The organism is Betaproteobacteria bacterium (genome assembly GCA_016720925.1).
Classification (GTDB): Bacteria; Pseudomonadota; Gammaproteobacteria; order Burkholderiales; family Usitatibacteraceae; genus UKL13-2.
Genome location: JADKJR010000003.1, coordinates 436,420 through 453,804, shown reverse-complemented (window position 1 = coordinate 453,804; position 17,385 = coordinate 436,420). Strand labels below are relative to the sequence as shown.

Below are 17,385 nucleotides of genomic sequence, written 5' to 3'. Positions count from 1 at the left end.
CTACACGCCGAATTTTTGCATTCGCTATATGCGGCAATGCGTCTAGCGCCGTCAGGCATCAATAGACTAAGCAAATTGATTGGTACTATAGTGGTTCCATCGTTATCAAGGAATTTCCGCCAAGACCGGCGCATGATGTATACCGCATGGGAAAAAAATGACTTCACTCGCCGGCGTTTTGCCCCCGCTGGATCCAAACAGCAGCCTTCCTCTGTATCAACAGCTGCAGCGAGCAATTCGTGTGGCCATTCAAACCCGCCTCCTTGGACCGGACGACGCACTTCCGGCTGAGCGGCAGATTGCCATCGACCTTGAGGTGTCGCGGATTACCGTGCGCAAGGCCATTGATGGATTGGTTGATGAAGGATTGCTGGTACGCCGCCAGGGTTCGGGCAATTTTGTATCGGCGCGGATTGAGAAAAACTTCGCCAAGCTAACGTCGTTTTCGGAGGACATGCTCGCGCGCGGGCGCAAGCCGCGCAGTGTATGGCTGAAAAAAACCGAGGGCACCGTGTCGCCGGAAGAAGCGCTGACGCTGGGACTCAGTCCCGGGACACCGGTCTATCGCTTTCATCGCGTCCGCTACGCCGATGACGCACCGATGGCGGTCGAGCTCGCCACCATCATTGCCTCCTGCCTGCCGTCATTGGCCGCCGTCGACACATCGCTGTATGAGGCGCTCGAACAGGCCGGCAATCGGCCGGTGCGTGCGCTGCAACGTCTGCGTGCACTGCTGCTGAACGCCGAGCAGGCCAAGTTGCTCAATGCGCGCGAAGGAGACGCCGGGTTGCTGGCGGAACGCCTGGGATTCCTGAGCGACGGTCGCGCGGTGGAGTTCTCACAATCGTTCTACCGTGGCGACACCTATGACTTCGTCGCGGAACTCAGCACACACTGATGGCAAGCAGCACTGCTTGCAGCCGTTTCCATTTGAGTCGGACCGGCGGCAAGACCAAAAAATGGACGTCCGAACATGCTTGAGAATGAAGTCCCGCGAGGGGACCCCGAAGCTACGCACATGTACCGCGAGGCGTCTGAATCCGCCGGCGCGTTGCGCACGCAGTTTGAGAACAATCATTTGCGCGCACTTGAGTTGGGCAGCATCCTGCGGTCGTTGGCGCCGCGGGCAGTCGTCACCTGCGCGCGCGGCAGTTCCGATCATGCCGCGACCTTCGCCAAATACTTGATTGAAACCCGCCTCGGCATCCTGACGTCGTCGGCATCCCCGTCGGTGAGCTCGGTCTATGGCGTGAAGCAAAATCTACGTGGGTGCCTGTTTCTTGCCATTTCCCAATCGGGCCGCAGCCCCGACCTGGTGGCGGCCGCGCGCGCGGCTAAATCCGCCGGCGCAACCGTCATCGCGCTGGTCAATACGGACAATGCACCGCTCGGCGACGTCGCGGACTTTCTGCTGCCATTGTGCGCAGGCCCGGAACAGAGTGTCGCCGCGACCAAATCCTATATCGCGTCACTGGCGGCTATCGTGCATCTGGTCGCCGCGTGGTCCGATGACAAACTTCTCCTCGATGCCCTGACATCAGCACCGGACGCGCTGACAAAAGCGTGGCAACTTGACTGGGGCGCCGCCATGCCAACGCTACGCAATACCAGTCATCTTTATGTGATCGGTCGCGGGGTCGGTCTCGGTATCGCCCAGGAAGCGGCGCTCAAATGCAAGGAGACTTGCCGCCTTCACGCCGAAGCTTTCAGCGGCGCCGAAGTGCGCCATGGTCCGCAAGCATTACTGCAATCCAATTTCCCGGCATTACTATTTGCACAGGACGATGAGACACGCCTCGACCTTGAAGTACTGGCGCGGGACCTGATCGCGCGCGATGTGAAGGTGATGATTGCGGGCAGTTCGGTGGTTGGCGCAACTGTCCTGCCGACGATAGATGCACACCCCGTCATCCAGCCGCTGCTGCTCGCTCAAAGCTTTTACAAGCTCGCCAATGCGCTAGCGGTGGCGCGAGGGTGTGATCCGGATCGACCACCGCATTTACGCAAAGTGACCGAGACACGCTGACGCGGGTCGCCTGTCGATAGGCGGGGCAATCACTACATCGCCTTCAGCGGCAAGCGCGAAGTATCAAGCTGCCTCGGTATAGCGCCTAATGATCTGCTTCCCAAGCGCCATCATGTGCACCTGGTCCGGGCCGTCCGCTTGGCGGCACCAGCGTGCGTAACTGAACGCTTCAGCCATAAAATAGTCGCTCGTCAAGCCACCGGCGCCATGGATCTGCATGCACCGGTCGATCACGGTCTGTGCCATCAGCGGCACGGTGATCTTGGTTGCAGCAATCAGATCGCGCGCTTCCTTGGGCCCGACCTCATCCATTTTTTGCGCCGTTTTCATCGTGAGCAAGCGGGCCTGTTCGATCTCGCTGAAACATTTAGCGATATCCTCGCGGATTGACTGATGTTCCGCCAGCTTCTTGCCAAACGTGGTGCGCGACACGGCGCGCTTGCAAGCATATTCGAGCGAACGCTGCGCGCAGCCGATCAACCGCATGCAATGGTGAACACGTCCGGGACCCAAGCGACCCTGGGCGATTTCAAAGCCGCGGCCTTCGCCGAGCAGGATATTTTCTGCGGGCACGCGCACATTCTCGAACACCATCTCGGCATGCCCGAGAGGCGCGTCGTCGTAACCGAGTGTCGTGAGCGGCCGCACCAGTGTCACGCCGGGCGTGTCCCGCGGCACCAGGACCTGGCTCTGCTGCAAATGGATGTTGGGATTCGCTGCATCCGATTTGCCCATCACAATGAAAATTTTCGTGCGCTCGTACAACGCATTCGAGATAAACCATTTGCGGCCATTGAGAACGTAGTCGTCACCATCTCGGCGAATCGAGGTTTGCACGTTGGTAGCGTCGCTGGAGGCGACATCCGGTTCGGTCATGGCGTAGGACGAACGAATCTCGCCATTGAGCAGCGGTTTCAGCCAGCGCTCTTTCTGCGCTTCCGTGCCGTACTTCATGAAGACCTCCATGTTGCCGGTGTCCGGGGCATTGCAATTGAATACTTCCGGGCTCCACAGCACCCGCCCCATGATCTCAGCAAGCGGCGCATATTGTGCATTCGTCAGGCCGCCGTGGGAGGCCGGCATGAAAAGATTCCACAAGCCGGCGTTCCGCGCTTTCGCTTTCAATTCTTCCATCAACGGGACTGTAGTGAACCGATTCGGCAGCGCATGCAGTTCAGCCTGGTAACACTTTTCGTTTGGGTAGACGTGCTCGTCCATGAAGGCCTGCAATTGACCAAGCAGCAGGTCAGGATTCCCTTGGAAAGGTGAGTGCATTTGAGGAGTCTCCAGTCGCCGGCCGGCTTACGGTCGACAGCGCGGTTTAGAGGGCCGGATTGCCCTGGCCAGGCGCATGACAATGATTATAAGGGTTGAAGCACCGATGCCTCGGGCATACCTGTTGATATGCAATTTGCGGGATTTCATCTGCCGCGAGACCAACAATGAAAATGGGCCACAAAAAAAACGTGGCCCCTTTTCATTGTTGGTGGAGATGAAGAGGATCGAACTCTCGACCTTCGCATTGCGAACGCGACGCTCTCCCAGCTGAGCTACATCCCCAAATGTACAAGGTGAATATTACACCATGGCGCAGTGTATTTTCAAAGCGCCACGACGTTACAAAAGCGACTATTCCGCGACAATGCCGAGCCGAACTGTGTGTGACGATATCTCATCGCCTCAATGTTGCCGCTGGCGCATGCTAGTTCCTGCGCGCCACGCACTTTTCAAGCATGTGCCGGGTTGATGAATCAAACTCGCCTGACAGCGCACCTGAGCGGATCGCCTCGCCAATCTTGGTTGCCACCGTTTTGCCGAGCTCAACGCCCCATTGATCGAAGGAATTGACGTTCCAGATCACACCCTGCACGAAGACCTTGTGCTCGTAGAGCGCAATCAGTGCGCCTAACGAGGCCGGATCGAGTTGCTCGAGAAGTATGGTGTTGCTGGGACGGTTGCCCGCAAAACTGCGATGCATCGCGAGTTGATCGCGCGCCACGGAGGACTCAGTCGTCGCGCCGAGTTCATGCCTCGCCTGCTCAACCGTTTTGCCGTTCATCAACGCACTACTCTGCGCGAGACAATTCGCCACCAGCAAATCGTGATGCCCGGCCAAGGCATGTGTAGCACGCATCGGCAAGATGAAATCAATCGGCACCATTTGCGTGCCTTGATGAAGGAGCTGAAAGAATGCGTGCTGCCCATTGGTACCCGGCTCTCCCCAGATGATCGGCCCGGTCGCATGCTCAACGCGCACGCCTTGCAGCGTGACAGACTTGCCGTTGCTTTCCATGTCAAGCTGCTGGAGGTACGCGGGTAGGCGCTGCAGATGTTCGCTATAGGGCAGGACCGCCATGCTGGGCGCATCGAGGCAATTGCGATACCACACGCCGATCAAGGCGAGGATGACCGGCATATTGGATTGCAGGGGCGCTGAGCGAAAGTGCAGGTCCATCGCATGCGCGCCGGCAAGCAGGCGATCAAAATTCTCCGGTCCGATGCTGATGATAATCGACAGTCCAATTGACGACCAAAGCGAATAGCGTCCTCCGACCCAATCCCAGAAGGTAAACATGTTCGCGGGGTCGATGCCGAACGCTTTCACAGCTTCGGTATTGGTCGAAACCGCCACAAAGTGCCGGGCGATATCGCGTTCCTGTGCACCGGTGGCGAGGAACCATGTGCGGGCGGAACGGGCGTTGGTCAGCGTCTCGATGGTCGTGAAGGTCTTGGAGGCGACAATGAACAAGGTGCGTTCGGGATCGACTTTTGCCAGCACGTCGCCAAGCGCATCGCCATCGATATTGGCAACGAAATGCATCTGCAAATGCGCAAGTCCAAATGCCCGAAGGGCTTCGCAGACCATGCGCGGGCCCAAGTCGGAGCCACCGATACCAATGTTGACGACATCCGTGATGGATTTGCCGGTATATCCGCGCCAATCACCCGATCGGATGCGTGCCGAAAATGCATAGGCTTGTTCGCGAACGGCGCGAACGGGGCCGAGAATGTCGCCGCCGTCGATTTCGATCCGTTCGCTGGTCAGATCGCGAAGCGCGGTGTGCAGTACGGCGCGGTTTTCGGTGACATTGATTCGTTCCCCCGCGAACATCGCGTCGCGACGGGCTTCAACGCCAGATGCACGCGCGAGATCAAGCAATTTATCGCGCACGGTATCGTCGAGTCGATTCTTCGAATAATCGAGGAACAGGCCGGCGGCGCCCAAGGAAAATTTCCCGGCACGCTCGGGATCGGCAACAAAGAGATCGCGCATCAGTTTGCTATCAAGGCTCTCGGCGTGCTGCGTGAGCGCAGCCCAGGCGATCGTCCGGTCCTGCTGAGGTTTCGTCATGTCAGTTCTCTTCCATTCTTCTATCCGCGATAACTTCCTTGGCACGCTTCAGCCGTTTCGCGAGCTCTGGCCCCCGTGCCACGGCCACGCCAACGGACAACGCATCAATCATCACCAGATGAACCATGCGTGAAGTCATAGGTGCATACACATCCAGGTCCTCGGGTACATCCGCATACAGGGCGACATCCGCCAACCGCGCCAGGGGCGATACGCTAGCGGTAATCGCAATGACGGCGGCCCCGGCATCGCGCGCGATTTCCACGCTGCGGATGAGTTCACGCGTCCGGCCGGTTCCGGAGATGGCCACCACTACGTCCCCCTTGCCCAGCAACGATGCCGACATGGCGTGCACATGGGGATCGGAATACGCCACCGCTGGCACACCGAGGCGGAAAAATTTGTGCTGCGCATCCATCGCCACAATACCGGAGTTTCCAAGGCCGTAGAACTCGATACGCTTCGCTGTTGCCAGCAATTGCGTGGCACGCTCCAACGCGTCCGGATCGAGGTGGTTGCGGACTGTCACCAGTGCCGCAATACCGCGATCGAAGACTTTTGCCCCGACATCGGCCATCGAATCCTGCATGCCGACATCGTGATGGACGAACGGAACACTGTTCGCCAGGCTTTGCGCCAGACGCAACTTGAAATCGCGATAGCCGCTAAAGCCAGCCGCGATGCAAAAGCGCGCCACGGTCGGCTGGCTGACGCCGGTGCGCGCCGCAATTTCGGGAAACGAAAGACTGATAACGAGATTGGGATGACGCAATACAAACCGCCCGACCGTCTGTTCGGAGGGCCGCATCTTGTCCAGCAGGCTTTCGATGCGATCCAGCAGACCGGCTGGCCGCGCCTTTGCGTCGACTGTGGCAGTTTTGGAAGCGCGCTGCTTGACGATCGTCGTGGGCATAATCAATTCCCGCGATACGAGCACGCGAGACCCATCCTTCCGCGTCCCATGTGCCATCGAATGAAGCTTGAAATCAACAATACTTGCATAATGCATTTTCCCGCCAGAGCTTGTAGTTTGTCAACACGCCCTACCTCTTCGGCCGGAAACAAAACCAGGAAGAAAGCTACATTTGCTATACCGATACTCGGTCAGCGCCATTTTCCTTGCGGGACGGTATTGACTAAGTTGTGTAGATTTTCTACAATGTCACAATGTTTTTTGCGGCAATCCGCATAGGAGTCAGGATGGCGCTTCAGCGAACCGTGGCGGAAATAACCGACAAAGTAAGATCGCGCAGTGAGCCCACGCGCTCCGGCTATCTCCGGCGCGTGGAACAGGCACGCGCAACCGGCACGTCGCGCGGGCGCATCTCTTGCACCAATCTCGCCCACGCGTTTGCCGCAGAAGCCGCACCGGACAAGCTGGTGCTACGCGAAATTCGCGCACCGAATATCGGCATTGTGTCGGCCTACAACGACATGCTATCCGCGCATCAGCCGCTGGCACGCTTTCCGGATCTCATCAAACGCGCCGCGCGGGACGCCGGCGCCACGGCCCAGTTCGCTGGCGGCGTGCCCGCAATGTGCGATGGCGTGACGCAGGGCCAGCCCGGCATGGAGCTCTCGTTGTTTTCACGCGACGTCATCGCGATGTCGACGGCGATCGCGTTGTCGCATGCGATGTTTGACGGCGTCTTGTGCCTCGGCGTTTGCGACAAAATTATTCCCGGGCTGCTGATCGGCGCCCTCCAGTTCGGCCACCTTCCCGCCATTTTCGTGCCCGCCGGCCCCATGACCAGCGGCCTGTCCAATGATGAAAAAGCCAAGATTCGCCAGCAGTTTGCGGAAGGCAAGCTGGATCGTGCCGCGTTGCTTGAAGCCGAAAGCCGCGCCTATCACGGCCCCGGCACCTGCACTTTTTACGGCACGGCCAACAGCAACCAGTTTCTGATGGAGGTGATGGGCCTGCATCTGCCCGGAGCGGCCTTCATCACACCGAATACGCCGCTACGCGATGCGCTGACCGGCGCGGCGGCACGCCGCGTTGCCGCAATCACGCATCTGGGCAACGAATACACGCCAATTGCCAAAGTAGTCGACGAGCGCACCATCATCAACGCCATCGTTGGCTTGCTGGCCACGGGCGGATCGACCAATCACACGATTCACCTCGTGGCCATCGCCCGTGCAGCCGGCATCATCATCAACTGGGACGATTTCGATGCGCTGTCGGCTGTCGTGCCATTGCTGGCGCGCATCTATCCGAACGGCAGCGCCGACGTGAACCATTTCCACGCCGCTGGTGGTGCTGGCTTCGTGATTCGTGAACTGCTTTCCGCCGGGTTATTGCATGGCGATGTACTCACGGTCGCCGGCCAATCCCTTGCCCGCTACACTGAAGAGCCGCAACTCGATGGCGACAAGATCAACTGGCACCCTGCTCCCTCAATCAGCGGGGACGACAATGTATTGCGCACGACAGCTAAGCCCTTCAGTGCAGATGGCGGCCTGCGGGTATTGCGCGGAAACCTGGGCCGTTCGGTGATCAAGGTGTCAGCGGTGGCACCTGCCCATCGCATGATCGAGGCACCCGCATTGGTATTCGACGACCAGGACGATGTGCTGGCAAGTTTCAAGCGCGGTGAATTGCAGCGCGACTTTGTGGCAGTGGTCCGCTTCCAGGGGCCACGCGCCAATGGCATGCCCGAACTGCACAAGCTCACCCCCGCCTTGGGATCCTTGCAGGATGCGGGTTTTCACGTGGCGCTGGTCACCGATGGCCGAATGTCCGGCGCGTCAGGAAAAGTACCCGCGGCGATTCATGTCTCGCCGGAATGCCTGGCGGGTGGACCACTGGGCAAGGTTCGCGACGGCGACATTATTCGGCTCGATGTCGAAGCCGGCACGCTGGAGGCAATCGTCGCGGATGAAGAGTGGGCACGACGCGTGCCGACAACCGCCGACCTCACCCGCAATCGGTTCGGCATGGGCCGTGAACTGTTTCAGTCAGCGCGCGCTGTTGCCCTCACGGCCGAGGAAGGCGCGGGTACGTTTGGTACGATAGTCGAACCAATGCTCGCCACTGCAACTGAAACCTCACTGACAGGAGCCTAGTCATGATTCCCATCCGCGAAATTCTGGCCGCCAGCCCGGTAATGCCGGTCATTGTGCTTGATCGCGTCGGCGACGCAATTCCGTTGGCTGATGCGCTGGTCAGCGGCGGCATTCGCGTTCTGGAGGTCACGCTGCGAACACCCGCGGCACTCGGCTGCGTGCGCGCCATTCGGGCCGCGGTTCCGCACGCGATCGTTGGGGTCGGCACGATCACGAATATCGCCGAAATGAATGCGGCGCGTGACGCGGGTGCACAGTTTGGCGTGAGCCCCGGCACGACGCGCTCGCTTCTTGCACATGCTTCGACGTCCGGCTTCCCATTTCTTCCGGGATCGATGACACCGTCGGACGTGATGCGTGCCCTCGATGCCGGCTTCACCGCCATGAAATTGTTCCCGGCCCGCCAAGCGGGAGGCGTCGAAATGCTCAAAGCGCTGGGAGGACCTTTTCCGCAAGTTGTGTTCTGCCCCACGGGCGGCATCGATGCAGACTCGGCGGCGGCATACCTTGCATTACCCAATGTTGCATGCGTGGGTGGTTCATGGTTATCACCGGCAGCACTGATCGCCGAAAAGAACTGGGATGAAATAAGCCGCCGGGCACAAGCGGCTGCGCTCCTTTCCAAACACCTCGCCAAAAACAACCCATTGGACACGACCACCCCATGATTTCAAACGCTTCTGCCCCCGAATGTCGCGCCCTCGTTCTTTTTGGTGCGACCGGCGACCTCGCAAAGCGCATGCTATGGCCCTCGCTGTATGCGTTGGACAAGGACGGACTGTTGCCGAAGCAATTCCAGTTGGTCGGCGCCGCGACGTCGGTTCTGTCGGACGAGGCATTCATTGCCAAGGTGAAAGATGCCATCCAGAAATCTGCCAACGCAAAGCTTTTCGACGAAGCCTTTTTTGAATCCTTCGCCAAGCGAATCCGCTATGTCACGATAAATATTCAAGCCGTTGGTGGACTGGACCCCATCAAGCAAGCTCTACTGCCGGGCGAGGGCGGCGTGATGTACTACCTCTCCACCGGCCCGCAGCTGTTCGGGCCGATTTGCCTAGCGCTGCGTGATGCGGGACTGGTCGACAAGCTGTCCCGCATCACCATCGAAAAGCCGATCGGAACCAATACGGACTCCGCGCGCAGGGTCAACGAAGCGATCGGCGCCGCATTCGATGAGAACCAGGTATTTCGCATCGATCATTACCTCGGCAAGGAAGCGGTGCAAAACCTGCTGGCGCTGCGATTCGCCAATGCGATCTTCGAGCCGCTGTGGAATGCCAATGCCATCGAGCAGGTACAGATTACCGTCGCGGAAACGGTCGGGGTTGAAGGCCGCTGGCCATTTTATGACGGCACCGGCGCGTTGCGGGACATGATCCAGAGTCACATGCTGCAATTGCTTTGCCTGGTCGCAATGGAACCCCCGGCCAGCTTTACCCCTTCCGCGGTACGCAATGAAAAGGTCAAGGTGTTGTGGTCGCTACGGCCCATCACAGCCGCCGATGTCGCGAACCACACCGTGCGTGGCCAGTACACGTCCGGTTTCAGCGGCGGCGCTGCGGCGTTAGGATACCTTGAAGAAACGGGCGCAAGCCCAGCGAGCGATACCGAATCATTCGTCGCGCTACGCGTGGAGGTCAATAACTGGCGATGGGCCGGCGTGCCATTCTATCTGCGCACCGGTAAGCGTCTGCAGAAGCGCTCCAGCGAAATCATGATCCAGTTCAAGCCAGCTCCGTACAACATCTTCGCGGACATCGGCGCGACCCTTGCACCCAATACGCTGCTGATCAAGCTGCAGCCCGATGAGATGATCACGCTGACATTGATGCACAAGAAGCCGGGCATGAACGAAGTGAAGCTCGCGCAAGTGCCGTTGAATCTGTCACTCGGCGACGCGTTTGGCGAAACCCGCCGCCGCATCGCCTATGAACGCATGCTGCTCGATGTGCTGAAGAACAACTCGGCCTTGTTTGTACGGCGCGATGAAGTCGAGGCGGCGTGGCAGTGGATTGACGGCATCATTGATGGCTGGAAAACGACCGGCCAGAAGGTCAAGCCCTACTCGGCCGGAAGCTGGGGGCCGAGTGCGGCGATCGCGATGACGGAGCGCAATGGGCATTCGTGGCACGAATAGGTTTACGACTCCACTCGCCGACAAATTGTAGAAAGTCTAGCGCTGACGGGGTTTTCCGGGCATTTGTGCCGCGAACACCTCGCCAAATGGACATCTACGTTCTTTTGTCCGCGTTTGTCCGCCATGTCGCCAGCATGCGGCTCGGATTCGCGAGGCACAAAGAGGTCCGCGGGGACATCATTTTGTCCACGCCTCTTCCACCTCGCGCCCTGCATGGCGCTCGGATTCGGCAGGCATTGAACAGGCCGCAGAGCCTGTTCAATGCCTGGCCTCATCCACTATTCCGCAGTCCCGCCGCTAGGCCGTTGATTGTGAGATGTATCGCCCGCTTGGTCCGCTCATCGGTCTGGCCCGCCCGATAGCGCCGCAACAGATCGATCTGCAAGTGGTTTAGAGGGTCGAGATAGGGAAAGCGATTACGGATACTGCGCGCCAGTGCCGGGTTATCATGGAGGAATGCCGTTGCATCGGTGATCGCGCGCAACATGTCGACGCTTCGTTGCCACTCCGATCGGATGATCGACAAAATCCGTTCGGCCAATTCCTGATCGGGCACCAACTCGGCGTAGCGGGTGGCAATGGCGAGATCGGTCTTGGCAAGCACCATGTCCATGTTGGCAAGTACCGTTCGAAAAAAGGGCCAGTCCGCGTACATTTCACGCAGGCTTGCCAGCGCGGCAACGCGACCTTGAGGCGCGGTATCGATCCAGCGCTGCAATGCGCTGCCGAATCCGTACCAACCGGGAATGGAGAGGCGGCACTGGCTCCAGCTGAAGACCCACGGGATCGCGCGCAAGTCGGCGATGGATTGTGAGGGTTTGCGCGACGCGGGCCGGCTGCCAATGTTGAGCCCGGCGATTTCGCTGATAGGGGTCGCGGCGCGGAAGAAATCCACAAAGCCTGGCGTTTCATAGACCAGCTCGCGGTAAGTCTCGCAGGCGCTCGCCGAGAGTTGATGCATCACTTCCCACCACTGCGGTTGATCGCGCCGCTCTTCGGCAGGAAAATTGGATAGCATCGCGGCCGAAACAAGCGTTTCGAAATTTCGCCGGCCGCGTTCGGTATCGGAATACTTTGCGGCGATCACCTCCCCCTGCTCGGTGATTCGCAGGCCGGCCGCGGAACATCCGTCGGGTTGTGCGAGGATCGCCTCGAAGGTCGGTCCGCCGCCACGACCGACCGTGCCGCCGCGCCCGTGAAACATTCGCAGCCGGACGTTAGCCTCGGCTGCCAGATCGACCAGGCCTTTTTGCGCGCAATAGAGTTCCCAGTTCGCCGTGAGGTAGCCGCCGTCCTTGTTGCTGTCCGAATAGCCGAGCATGATTTCCTGTAATCCGCCCTGGCTATCCAGCCACGCGCGATATTGAGGCAGCGCAAATGCGGCGCGCATGATTCCGGCGGCGGCTTGCAGATCGGTGATGGTTTCGAACAAAGGAACGATCGAAATTTTCAATCGCGGCAGGCCATTTCTTGACACCAGTGAACCGGTTTCTTTTAGCAACAATCCCACTTCCAGCAGGTCGCTGACTGACTGCGCCTTGGAAATGATCGCGTTCGGCACGGCATCGCCGCCGAATCGGGCGTTGATTCCGGCGGCAGCCTGAAACACACCCAGCTCGCCAACCGCAAGCTCGCTATATTCCTCACCTGCAATCCGCAGCGGACGCGGGTTGGCGAGTTCGCTCAACAGCAGCGACACGCGCGCCGCTTCGTCAAGCTGCAAATAGTTGGGAGACACGGCGGCTTTCGCCAACAATTCGGCCACCACAACTTCATGCACATCTGAATTCTGCCGGAGGTCAAGTGAGGCGAGATGAAAGCCGAATATGTCGACGGCGTAACGCAACTGTGCCAAGCGGCCGGCGGCGAGGGCCGCGCTGGCGTGGGTGGCAAGCGATGCGGCGATCGTATCGAGATCATCGCGAAATTCCTGCGGACTCGCGTACGGTTCAAGCGTTACCTCCGGCCGGCGAATCGGTTCGGCATTGGCAAGCAATGCCATGGTGGCGGCGAGCCGGGCATATACGCCAATCAGCGCCTGACGATATGGCTCGTCCTGCCGATGCGCGGACGTATCGCCCGATTTTTGTGAAAGCGCCAGCAGCGCCGCCGTCGGCATTACCAGGCGACTCGACATCGACAGTTCTCCACCGAGGTGATGGACTTCGAACAGGTAGTGCTCGAAAGCAACCATCGACTGACGCCGCATCGCACCTTGAAGGGATTCGGCGGTGACAAAAGGATTGCCATCCCGATCGCCGCCGATCCATGATCCCATCCGGAAAAATGTTGGAACGCGCTCTCGATCGCCCGGCGTGCGTTCCAGGAGCGATTTTTCAATATCACAATATATTTTTGGTAGTTCCGACAAGAACGTATAACGGTAGAAGCTCAGGCCATTTTCAATCTCATCGATCACCCGCAGACGAGACAATCGCAGCATCGCCGTTTGCCACAACTGAAGGATTGACCGCTTCAGGCTGTCGTCGATCTCGGCACGCTCCTCGGGCAGGAGATCCTGGCGCTCAAGGTGGGACATCAACCGCGCGATCTCGCGTTCGCAATCGAGCACCGTCTTGCGTTGCACTTCGGTTGGATGCGCGGTCAGCACCGGGCTGACCAGCGACCCGCGCAACCATGTGCGGATCTCGCCCGCCGAAATATTTCGCGCCGCCAGGGTATCGAGGGCATGCTGCAGGCTACCCATCTGCGGCGGTGAGCCTGCCAGACGGTGCACACGGCGGCGACGGTTCTGGTGCCGGTCTTCCGCGATATTGGCCAGTAGCGAGAAATGACTGAATGCTCTCACCACACTCAGCGTCTGGTCGATACTGAGGCCGTCCAATTCATGATCAAGCTGCGATTTCAGGGTGGTGATATCTTCGCCACCGCTCGGCGCAGCGGTGCGACGCAATGCGACCGCCAACTTTCGAATATGCTCGATTCGATTGAAAATCGCTTCGCCGTTGGCGGCGCGAATGACATCACCAAGCATGCGACCAAGCGACTGGATCTCCTGGCCCAGGCGGGCATCTTTTTCATCTTGCGCCACGGCGTTTGATCTCCTGCAAATAGTGAATCATGATTTTGGCTGGTACTCTGGTTGGCGCCATCCCGGCACACTCGCGAATCGGTTCGTTTTCGATATAAACGCCGTCATCAACCGCGACAAGTTCTCGGCCGGTAGCGACACGAACGGGATCATTACTCTCGACTGTGGGAAACCAATCGTGCCAATCGATTGCCCGGGGCGGCCGGCTGTTCAGAGCCCCGGTAATTCGAACTTTCTTGCAGGGAGTGCACCCTTTCATGCGCACCCGTACGCATCGCGACGCCGACCGCGAGGATGTCGATCACCAGCAGATACAAGACCCGGCTGATCATCGGCACTTGCGTTGCTACATCTTCTGAATGGTCCAGGGCAATGGTCACCGTGGCATGCTTCGCGAGCGGCGACTGGTTGGCAGTGATGGCAATGACCTTTGCGCCACGTTCGAGCGCTGCTTCAACGGCCAAATTCAATTCCGGTATCCGCCCGGTACTGGAAACGACCACCACCACGTCATCTGGCGTCAGCACGTTTGCCGCCATCAACTGCAGGCGCGGTTCCGTGTAGGCGCTGGTCGGCAAGCCAAACCGCAGGAACTTGTACTGCGCGTCTTCGGCCACGATCCCGTAGTTGCCCACTGCAAAAAATTCGATGCGTTTGGCTTTGATCAACGCGTCGATGGCCTGATCGATCGACTTCCGGTTGATCTGATCGCGCATTTGCAGGATGGCGCTGGCGGTGTTGCCCAGGACCTTGTCGCCCAATTCGAGGGTGGAGTCGTCGTTGGTCACTTGCGTGTGCGTTACAGGAATGGTGCCCGTGAGGCTCGATGCCAGGCGCAACTTGAAATCCGACAGCCCCTCGCATCCCAGCGTACGGCAGAAACGAACTACGGTCGGTTGGCTTACGTCGGCCGAGCGGGCTATTTCGACGATGGGATCGTTAAGAATCGATCGGGGGCGCGACAGCACCAGATTCGCCACGCGACGTTCGGCGGGGGATAACGCGGCCTGGGATTGCCGGATGCGCTCAAGGATCGAAGAGGAGGTGCCGCGCTTGCGCAACTGCGCGTCCAGGATAGCCGCCGCGCCTACAAACGTGGCGTTATCAGCGGTGATGACATAGGTGGGAATATTCGCCACGTACGACGAGAAGCGGCCCTTTGCCTCGAAGCGCCGCCGGAATGGAGAGGCATCAAAATACTTGCCCAAACGGGGCACAATTGATCCGCCAATGTAGATCCCGCCAAATGCGCCCAGCGTCACGGCGAGATTGGCCGCTACGCCACCCAGAATGCCACAGAAAACCTCCAGCGCTTGCGCACATTCGACACATTGGCCTTTCAAGCCACGCGCGGTGATCGTGGTAGCTGCGAGCGATTGTGCCGGTTTGCCGGCGATGTGATTCAACGCGCGGTAAATCAGTTCGAGGCCACTGCCCGAGATCAGCCGTTCAGCCGAAACGTGGGGGAATTGCTTCCACGCATATTCAAGGATCGCGATCTCGCGTTTGTCCGCGGGTGAGAAGCTCACGTGTCCTCCCTGTGATCCCAGGGAGATCCAGCCATCGTCCGCCGGGATCAAACCGGAAACGCCAAGCCCGGTACCGGCCCCAAGCAACCCAATCACGCTACGCGCCTCGGATTGCCCTGGCCCCACCTGTCGGCGTTGATCGTCACGCAAGTGCGGCAAACCCACCGCCAGCGCCGTGTAGTCGTTGACGACCAGCAACGTATCGAGTCCGCAATCGAGTCGTGTTTGCTCGATGGAAAACTGCCAGTGGTAATTGGTCATGCGCACGAGGTCGCCTTCAACCGGGTTGCTGATGGCCACGGCGGCGTGCCTGACGCCGGCGTCTTTCACCGTATCGAAGTAGGCGCGCAATGCGCTGCCAAAATCAGTGTAGTCGGCACATTTCACCGTACTCAGGCGCTCGAACTTGCCGCGCTCAATTTCCAGTGCAAAGCGGGCATAGGAGCTACCGATATCCGCCAGCAACCGGGCGCCGTCATTGAATGCCATGTGAAATCTTTCTATTGGTGCGCGTTAGGGTCACCGCGTCACACAAAGTTTCAGGAATTTAGGTAGTTTAACTACACTTCCGCGTTGTTGCTACGTCTTGGCGGATCAATCGGCGTTGGCGAATGTAGGTAAATTACACTTCATCGCTGCACATTTTTTCGTGTATCGATGTTGGCATGACCTGCTGCACACTGTGATATTCTCCGTGACACCCCTCATATTCTTGGGGAATATCCGGAACAGACACGAAAAATCGTTTACTTATTTCTGTAGTTTTGCTACTTTACGACTCTGCAATTTGGTTATTATCAAGTGCAGGGAATTCGATTCCAGCCTGCTGTTGAGAATACATTCGCGCCAAACCTGCATTGCCGTCACAGCTTTACATGTAGGAAGCTAGTTTGTCCCGCGCGGGCGAGGTCGCCTCATCGTTTTTCACATGAAAATACTATTTCACCCCATGCTCGGCAACATTGGAATTTGCGCTCAGATCGATCGGCTCCCGAATCACCAAACATGCACTGATGTTGTCGCCGAACTTGTGACTGCAGCCGCTTCGCAAAGCGTAACGCGCCGTGGTGGTACTAAACCAATAATGGCGCGCATCGCCCGCATATTGCATTGGGCCGCCAAACTGAACGCGCTCATCCATTCATCGCGCCCTGCCGATGCGAAGCGATCACCAGTCCATGCACTGGAAAACATAGAGGTACCCCAGTGTCCGTAAGCATCAACAATTTTTTCCCCCTCCTGGTTGCCGACATTGGTGGCACCAACGCCAGATTCGGCTGGATTGCACAATCCGGCGCGCCGTTGGCAGGTGTAGAAACGCTGCTTTGCGTGGATTATCCGCGGCCGGAAGATGCCGCATTGGATTACCTTACGCGGTTTCAAGGAGGCAGCCGACCTGCCCACGTGGCGATTGCCATTGCAACCGCTGTATCGGCCGGTCCGATCAAAGTCACCAATAGTCACTGGATATTGGAGCGAGCGAGATTTGCGCAACATATTGGCGTGGGCAGCATTGATGTCTTTAACGATTTCGAAGCTATTGCGCTCGTATTGCCACATCTCATCCCAAGTGATTACGTGCTCGTCGGGCCGGCATCGCCCAACTCGCAACATGCGATGGGTGTGATTGGCCCGGGAACCGGGCTCGGCGTCGCCGGCGTCTTGCCTATACGCGGGCGACCAGGTACGTGGCAAACGTTATGCGGCGAAGGCGGACACGTGACGCTTGCGGCGGCGACCGCGTATCAGGGCGAATTGTTGCGCGCCGCCCGCCAGATTCATGCGCATGTGTCAGCGGAAAGACTGGTGTCCGGGATCGGCCTGCCGACACTGCGGCGCGCGGTGGCGGAAGTCGAAGGATTGGCCTTTGAACAAGAATTGGGAGCCGAAGAAATCGGCAACCTGGGTATCAGCCGCACTGATAAATTGTGCGAGCACACGATGGAAGCATTCTGTTCATTTCTTGGCTGCATTGCCGGCAACCTGGCGTTGACGTTGGGCGCGCGCGGGGGCGTATTCATCGCGGGCGGCATCGTGCCCAAGCTGGGAGAATTTCTTGCGCAATCCGGTTTCCGCGAGCATTTTGAGGCCAAGGGCCGCTTCTCGGAATACCTGCGCGATATCAGTACCGCCGTGATCACGACGCCCTATCCAGGCCTTAGCGGGCTGGTGCGCAATGCCACGCAGGAAACGGTGATCACCGGATAGCGTCGTCGGCAA

General features: G+C 58.8%; 11 protein-coding genes and 1 tRNA gene. 6 read left to right on the top strand and 6 right to left on the bottom strand.

The window, feature by feature from the left end:
* The first annotated feature begins 157 nt into the window (after positions 1-157).
* Complete coding sequence (locus IPP88_06175; protein MBL0122323.1) at positions 158-898, top strand: GntR family transcriptional regulator; 741 nt, start codon at positions 158-160, stop codon at positions 896-898.
* Positions 899-1,018: 120 nt separating this feature from the next.
* On the top strand, positions 1,019-2,026 hold the full coding sequence (locus tag IPP88_06170) for an SIS domain-containing protein (GenBank protein ID MBL0122322.1): 1,008 nt from the start codon (positions 1,019-1,021) through the stop codon (positions 2,024-2,026).
* A 63-nt stretch (positions 2,027-2,089) separates the two neighbouring features.
* Here the strand turns inward: IPP88_06170 and IPP88_06165 are convergent, their stop codons facing one another.
* The 4 genes from IPP88_06165 to IPP88_06150 all read right to left on the bottom strand — a co-directional run bounded on the left by IPP88_06165 (position 2,090) and on the right by IPP88_06150 (position 6,291).
* Positions 2,090-3,301, bottom strand: coding sequence for an acyl-CoA dehydrogenase family protein (locus IPP88_06165; protein ID MBL0122321.1), 1,212 nt, complete (start codon positions 3,299-3,301; stop codon positions 2,090-2,092).
* A gap of 209 nt (positions 3,302-3,510) precedes the next feature.
* Positions 3,511-3,586: transfer RNA gene (locus IPP88_06160), tRNA-Ala, on the bottom strand.
* Between the two features lie 142 nt (positions 3,587-3,728).
* A complete protein-coding gene (gene pgi, locus IPP88_06155; GenBank protein MBL0122320.1) occupies positions 3,729-5,378 on the bottom strand; it encodes a glucose-6-phosphate isomerase in 1,650 nt (549 codons plus the stop codon).
* 1 nt (position 5,379) lies between these two features.
* Entirely contained in the window at positions 5,380-6,291 is a 912-nt protein-coding gene (locus IPP88_06150; protein MBL0122319.1) for an SIS domain-containing protein, read from the bottom strand.
* Between the two features lie 287 nt (positions 6,292-6,578).
* On the opposite strand from IPP88_06150, the gene IPP88_06145 reads away from it, so the two are divergent.
* Genes IPP88_06145 through zwf form a run of 3 tightly spaced genes read left to right on the top strand, consistent with a single transcriptional unit; the run spans position 6,579 to position 10,584 of the window.
* Positions 6,579-8,447 carry a phosphogluconate dehydratase gene (locus IPP88_06145; protein MBL0122318.1) on the top strand — a complete coding sequence of 623 codons (1,869 nt, stop codon included), beginning with the start codon at positions 6,579-6,581 and terminating at the stop codon, positions 8,445-8,447.
* 5 nt (positions 8,448-8,452) lie between these two features.
* Entirely contained in the window at positions 8,453-9,115 is a 663-nt protein-coding gene (gene eda, locus IPP88_06140) for a bifunctional 4-hydroxy-2-oxoglutarate aldolase/2-dehydro-3-deoxy-phosphogluconate aldolase (protein MBL0122317.1), read from the top strand.
* Complete coding sequence (gene zwf / locus IPP88_06135; protein ID MBL0122316.1) at positions 9,112-10,584, top strand: glucose-6-phosphate dehydrogenase; 1,473 nt, start codon at positions 9,112-9,114, stop codon at positions 10,582-10,584. The genes eda and zwf overlap by 4 nt, the downstream gene beginning before the upstream one ends.
* Positions 10,585-10,855: 271 nt before the next feature.
* Here the strand turns inward: zwf and ppc are convergent, their stop codons facing one another.
* Positions 10,856-13,636, bottom strand: a complete 2,781-nt coding sequence (gene ppc / locus IPP88_06130; GenBank protein ID MBL0122315.1) for a phosphoenolpyruvate carboxylase — start codon at positions 13,634-13,636, stop codon at positions 10,856-10,858.
* Between the two features lie 152 nt (positions 13,637-13,788).
* Complete coding sequence (locus IPP88_06125) at positions 13,789-15,654, bottom strand: glucokinase (protein MBL0122314.1); 1,866 nt, start codon at positions 15,652-15,654, stop codon at positions 13,789-13,791.
* Between the two features lie 717 nt (positions 15,655-16,371).
* Here IPP88_06125 and glk point away from each other — a divergent pair.
* On the top strand, positions 16,372-17,373 hold the full coding sequence (glk, locus tag IPP88_06120; protein ID MBL0122313.1) for a glucokinase: 1,002 nt from the start codon (positions 16,372-16,374) through the stop codon (positions 17,371-17,373).
* Positions 17,374-17,385: the final 12 nt, after the last annotated feature.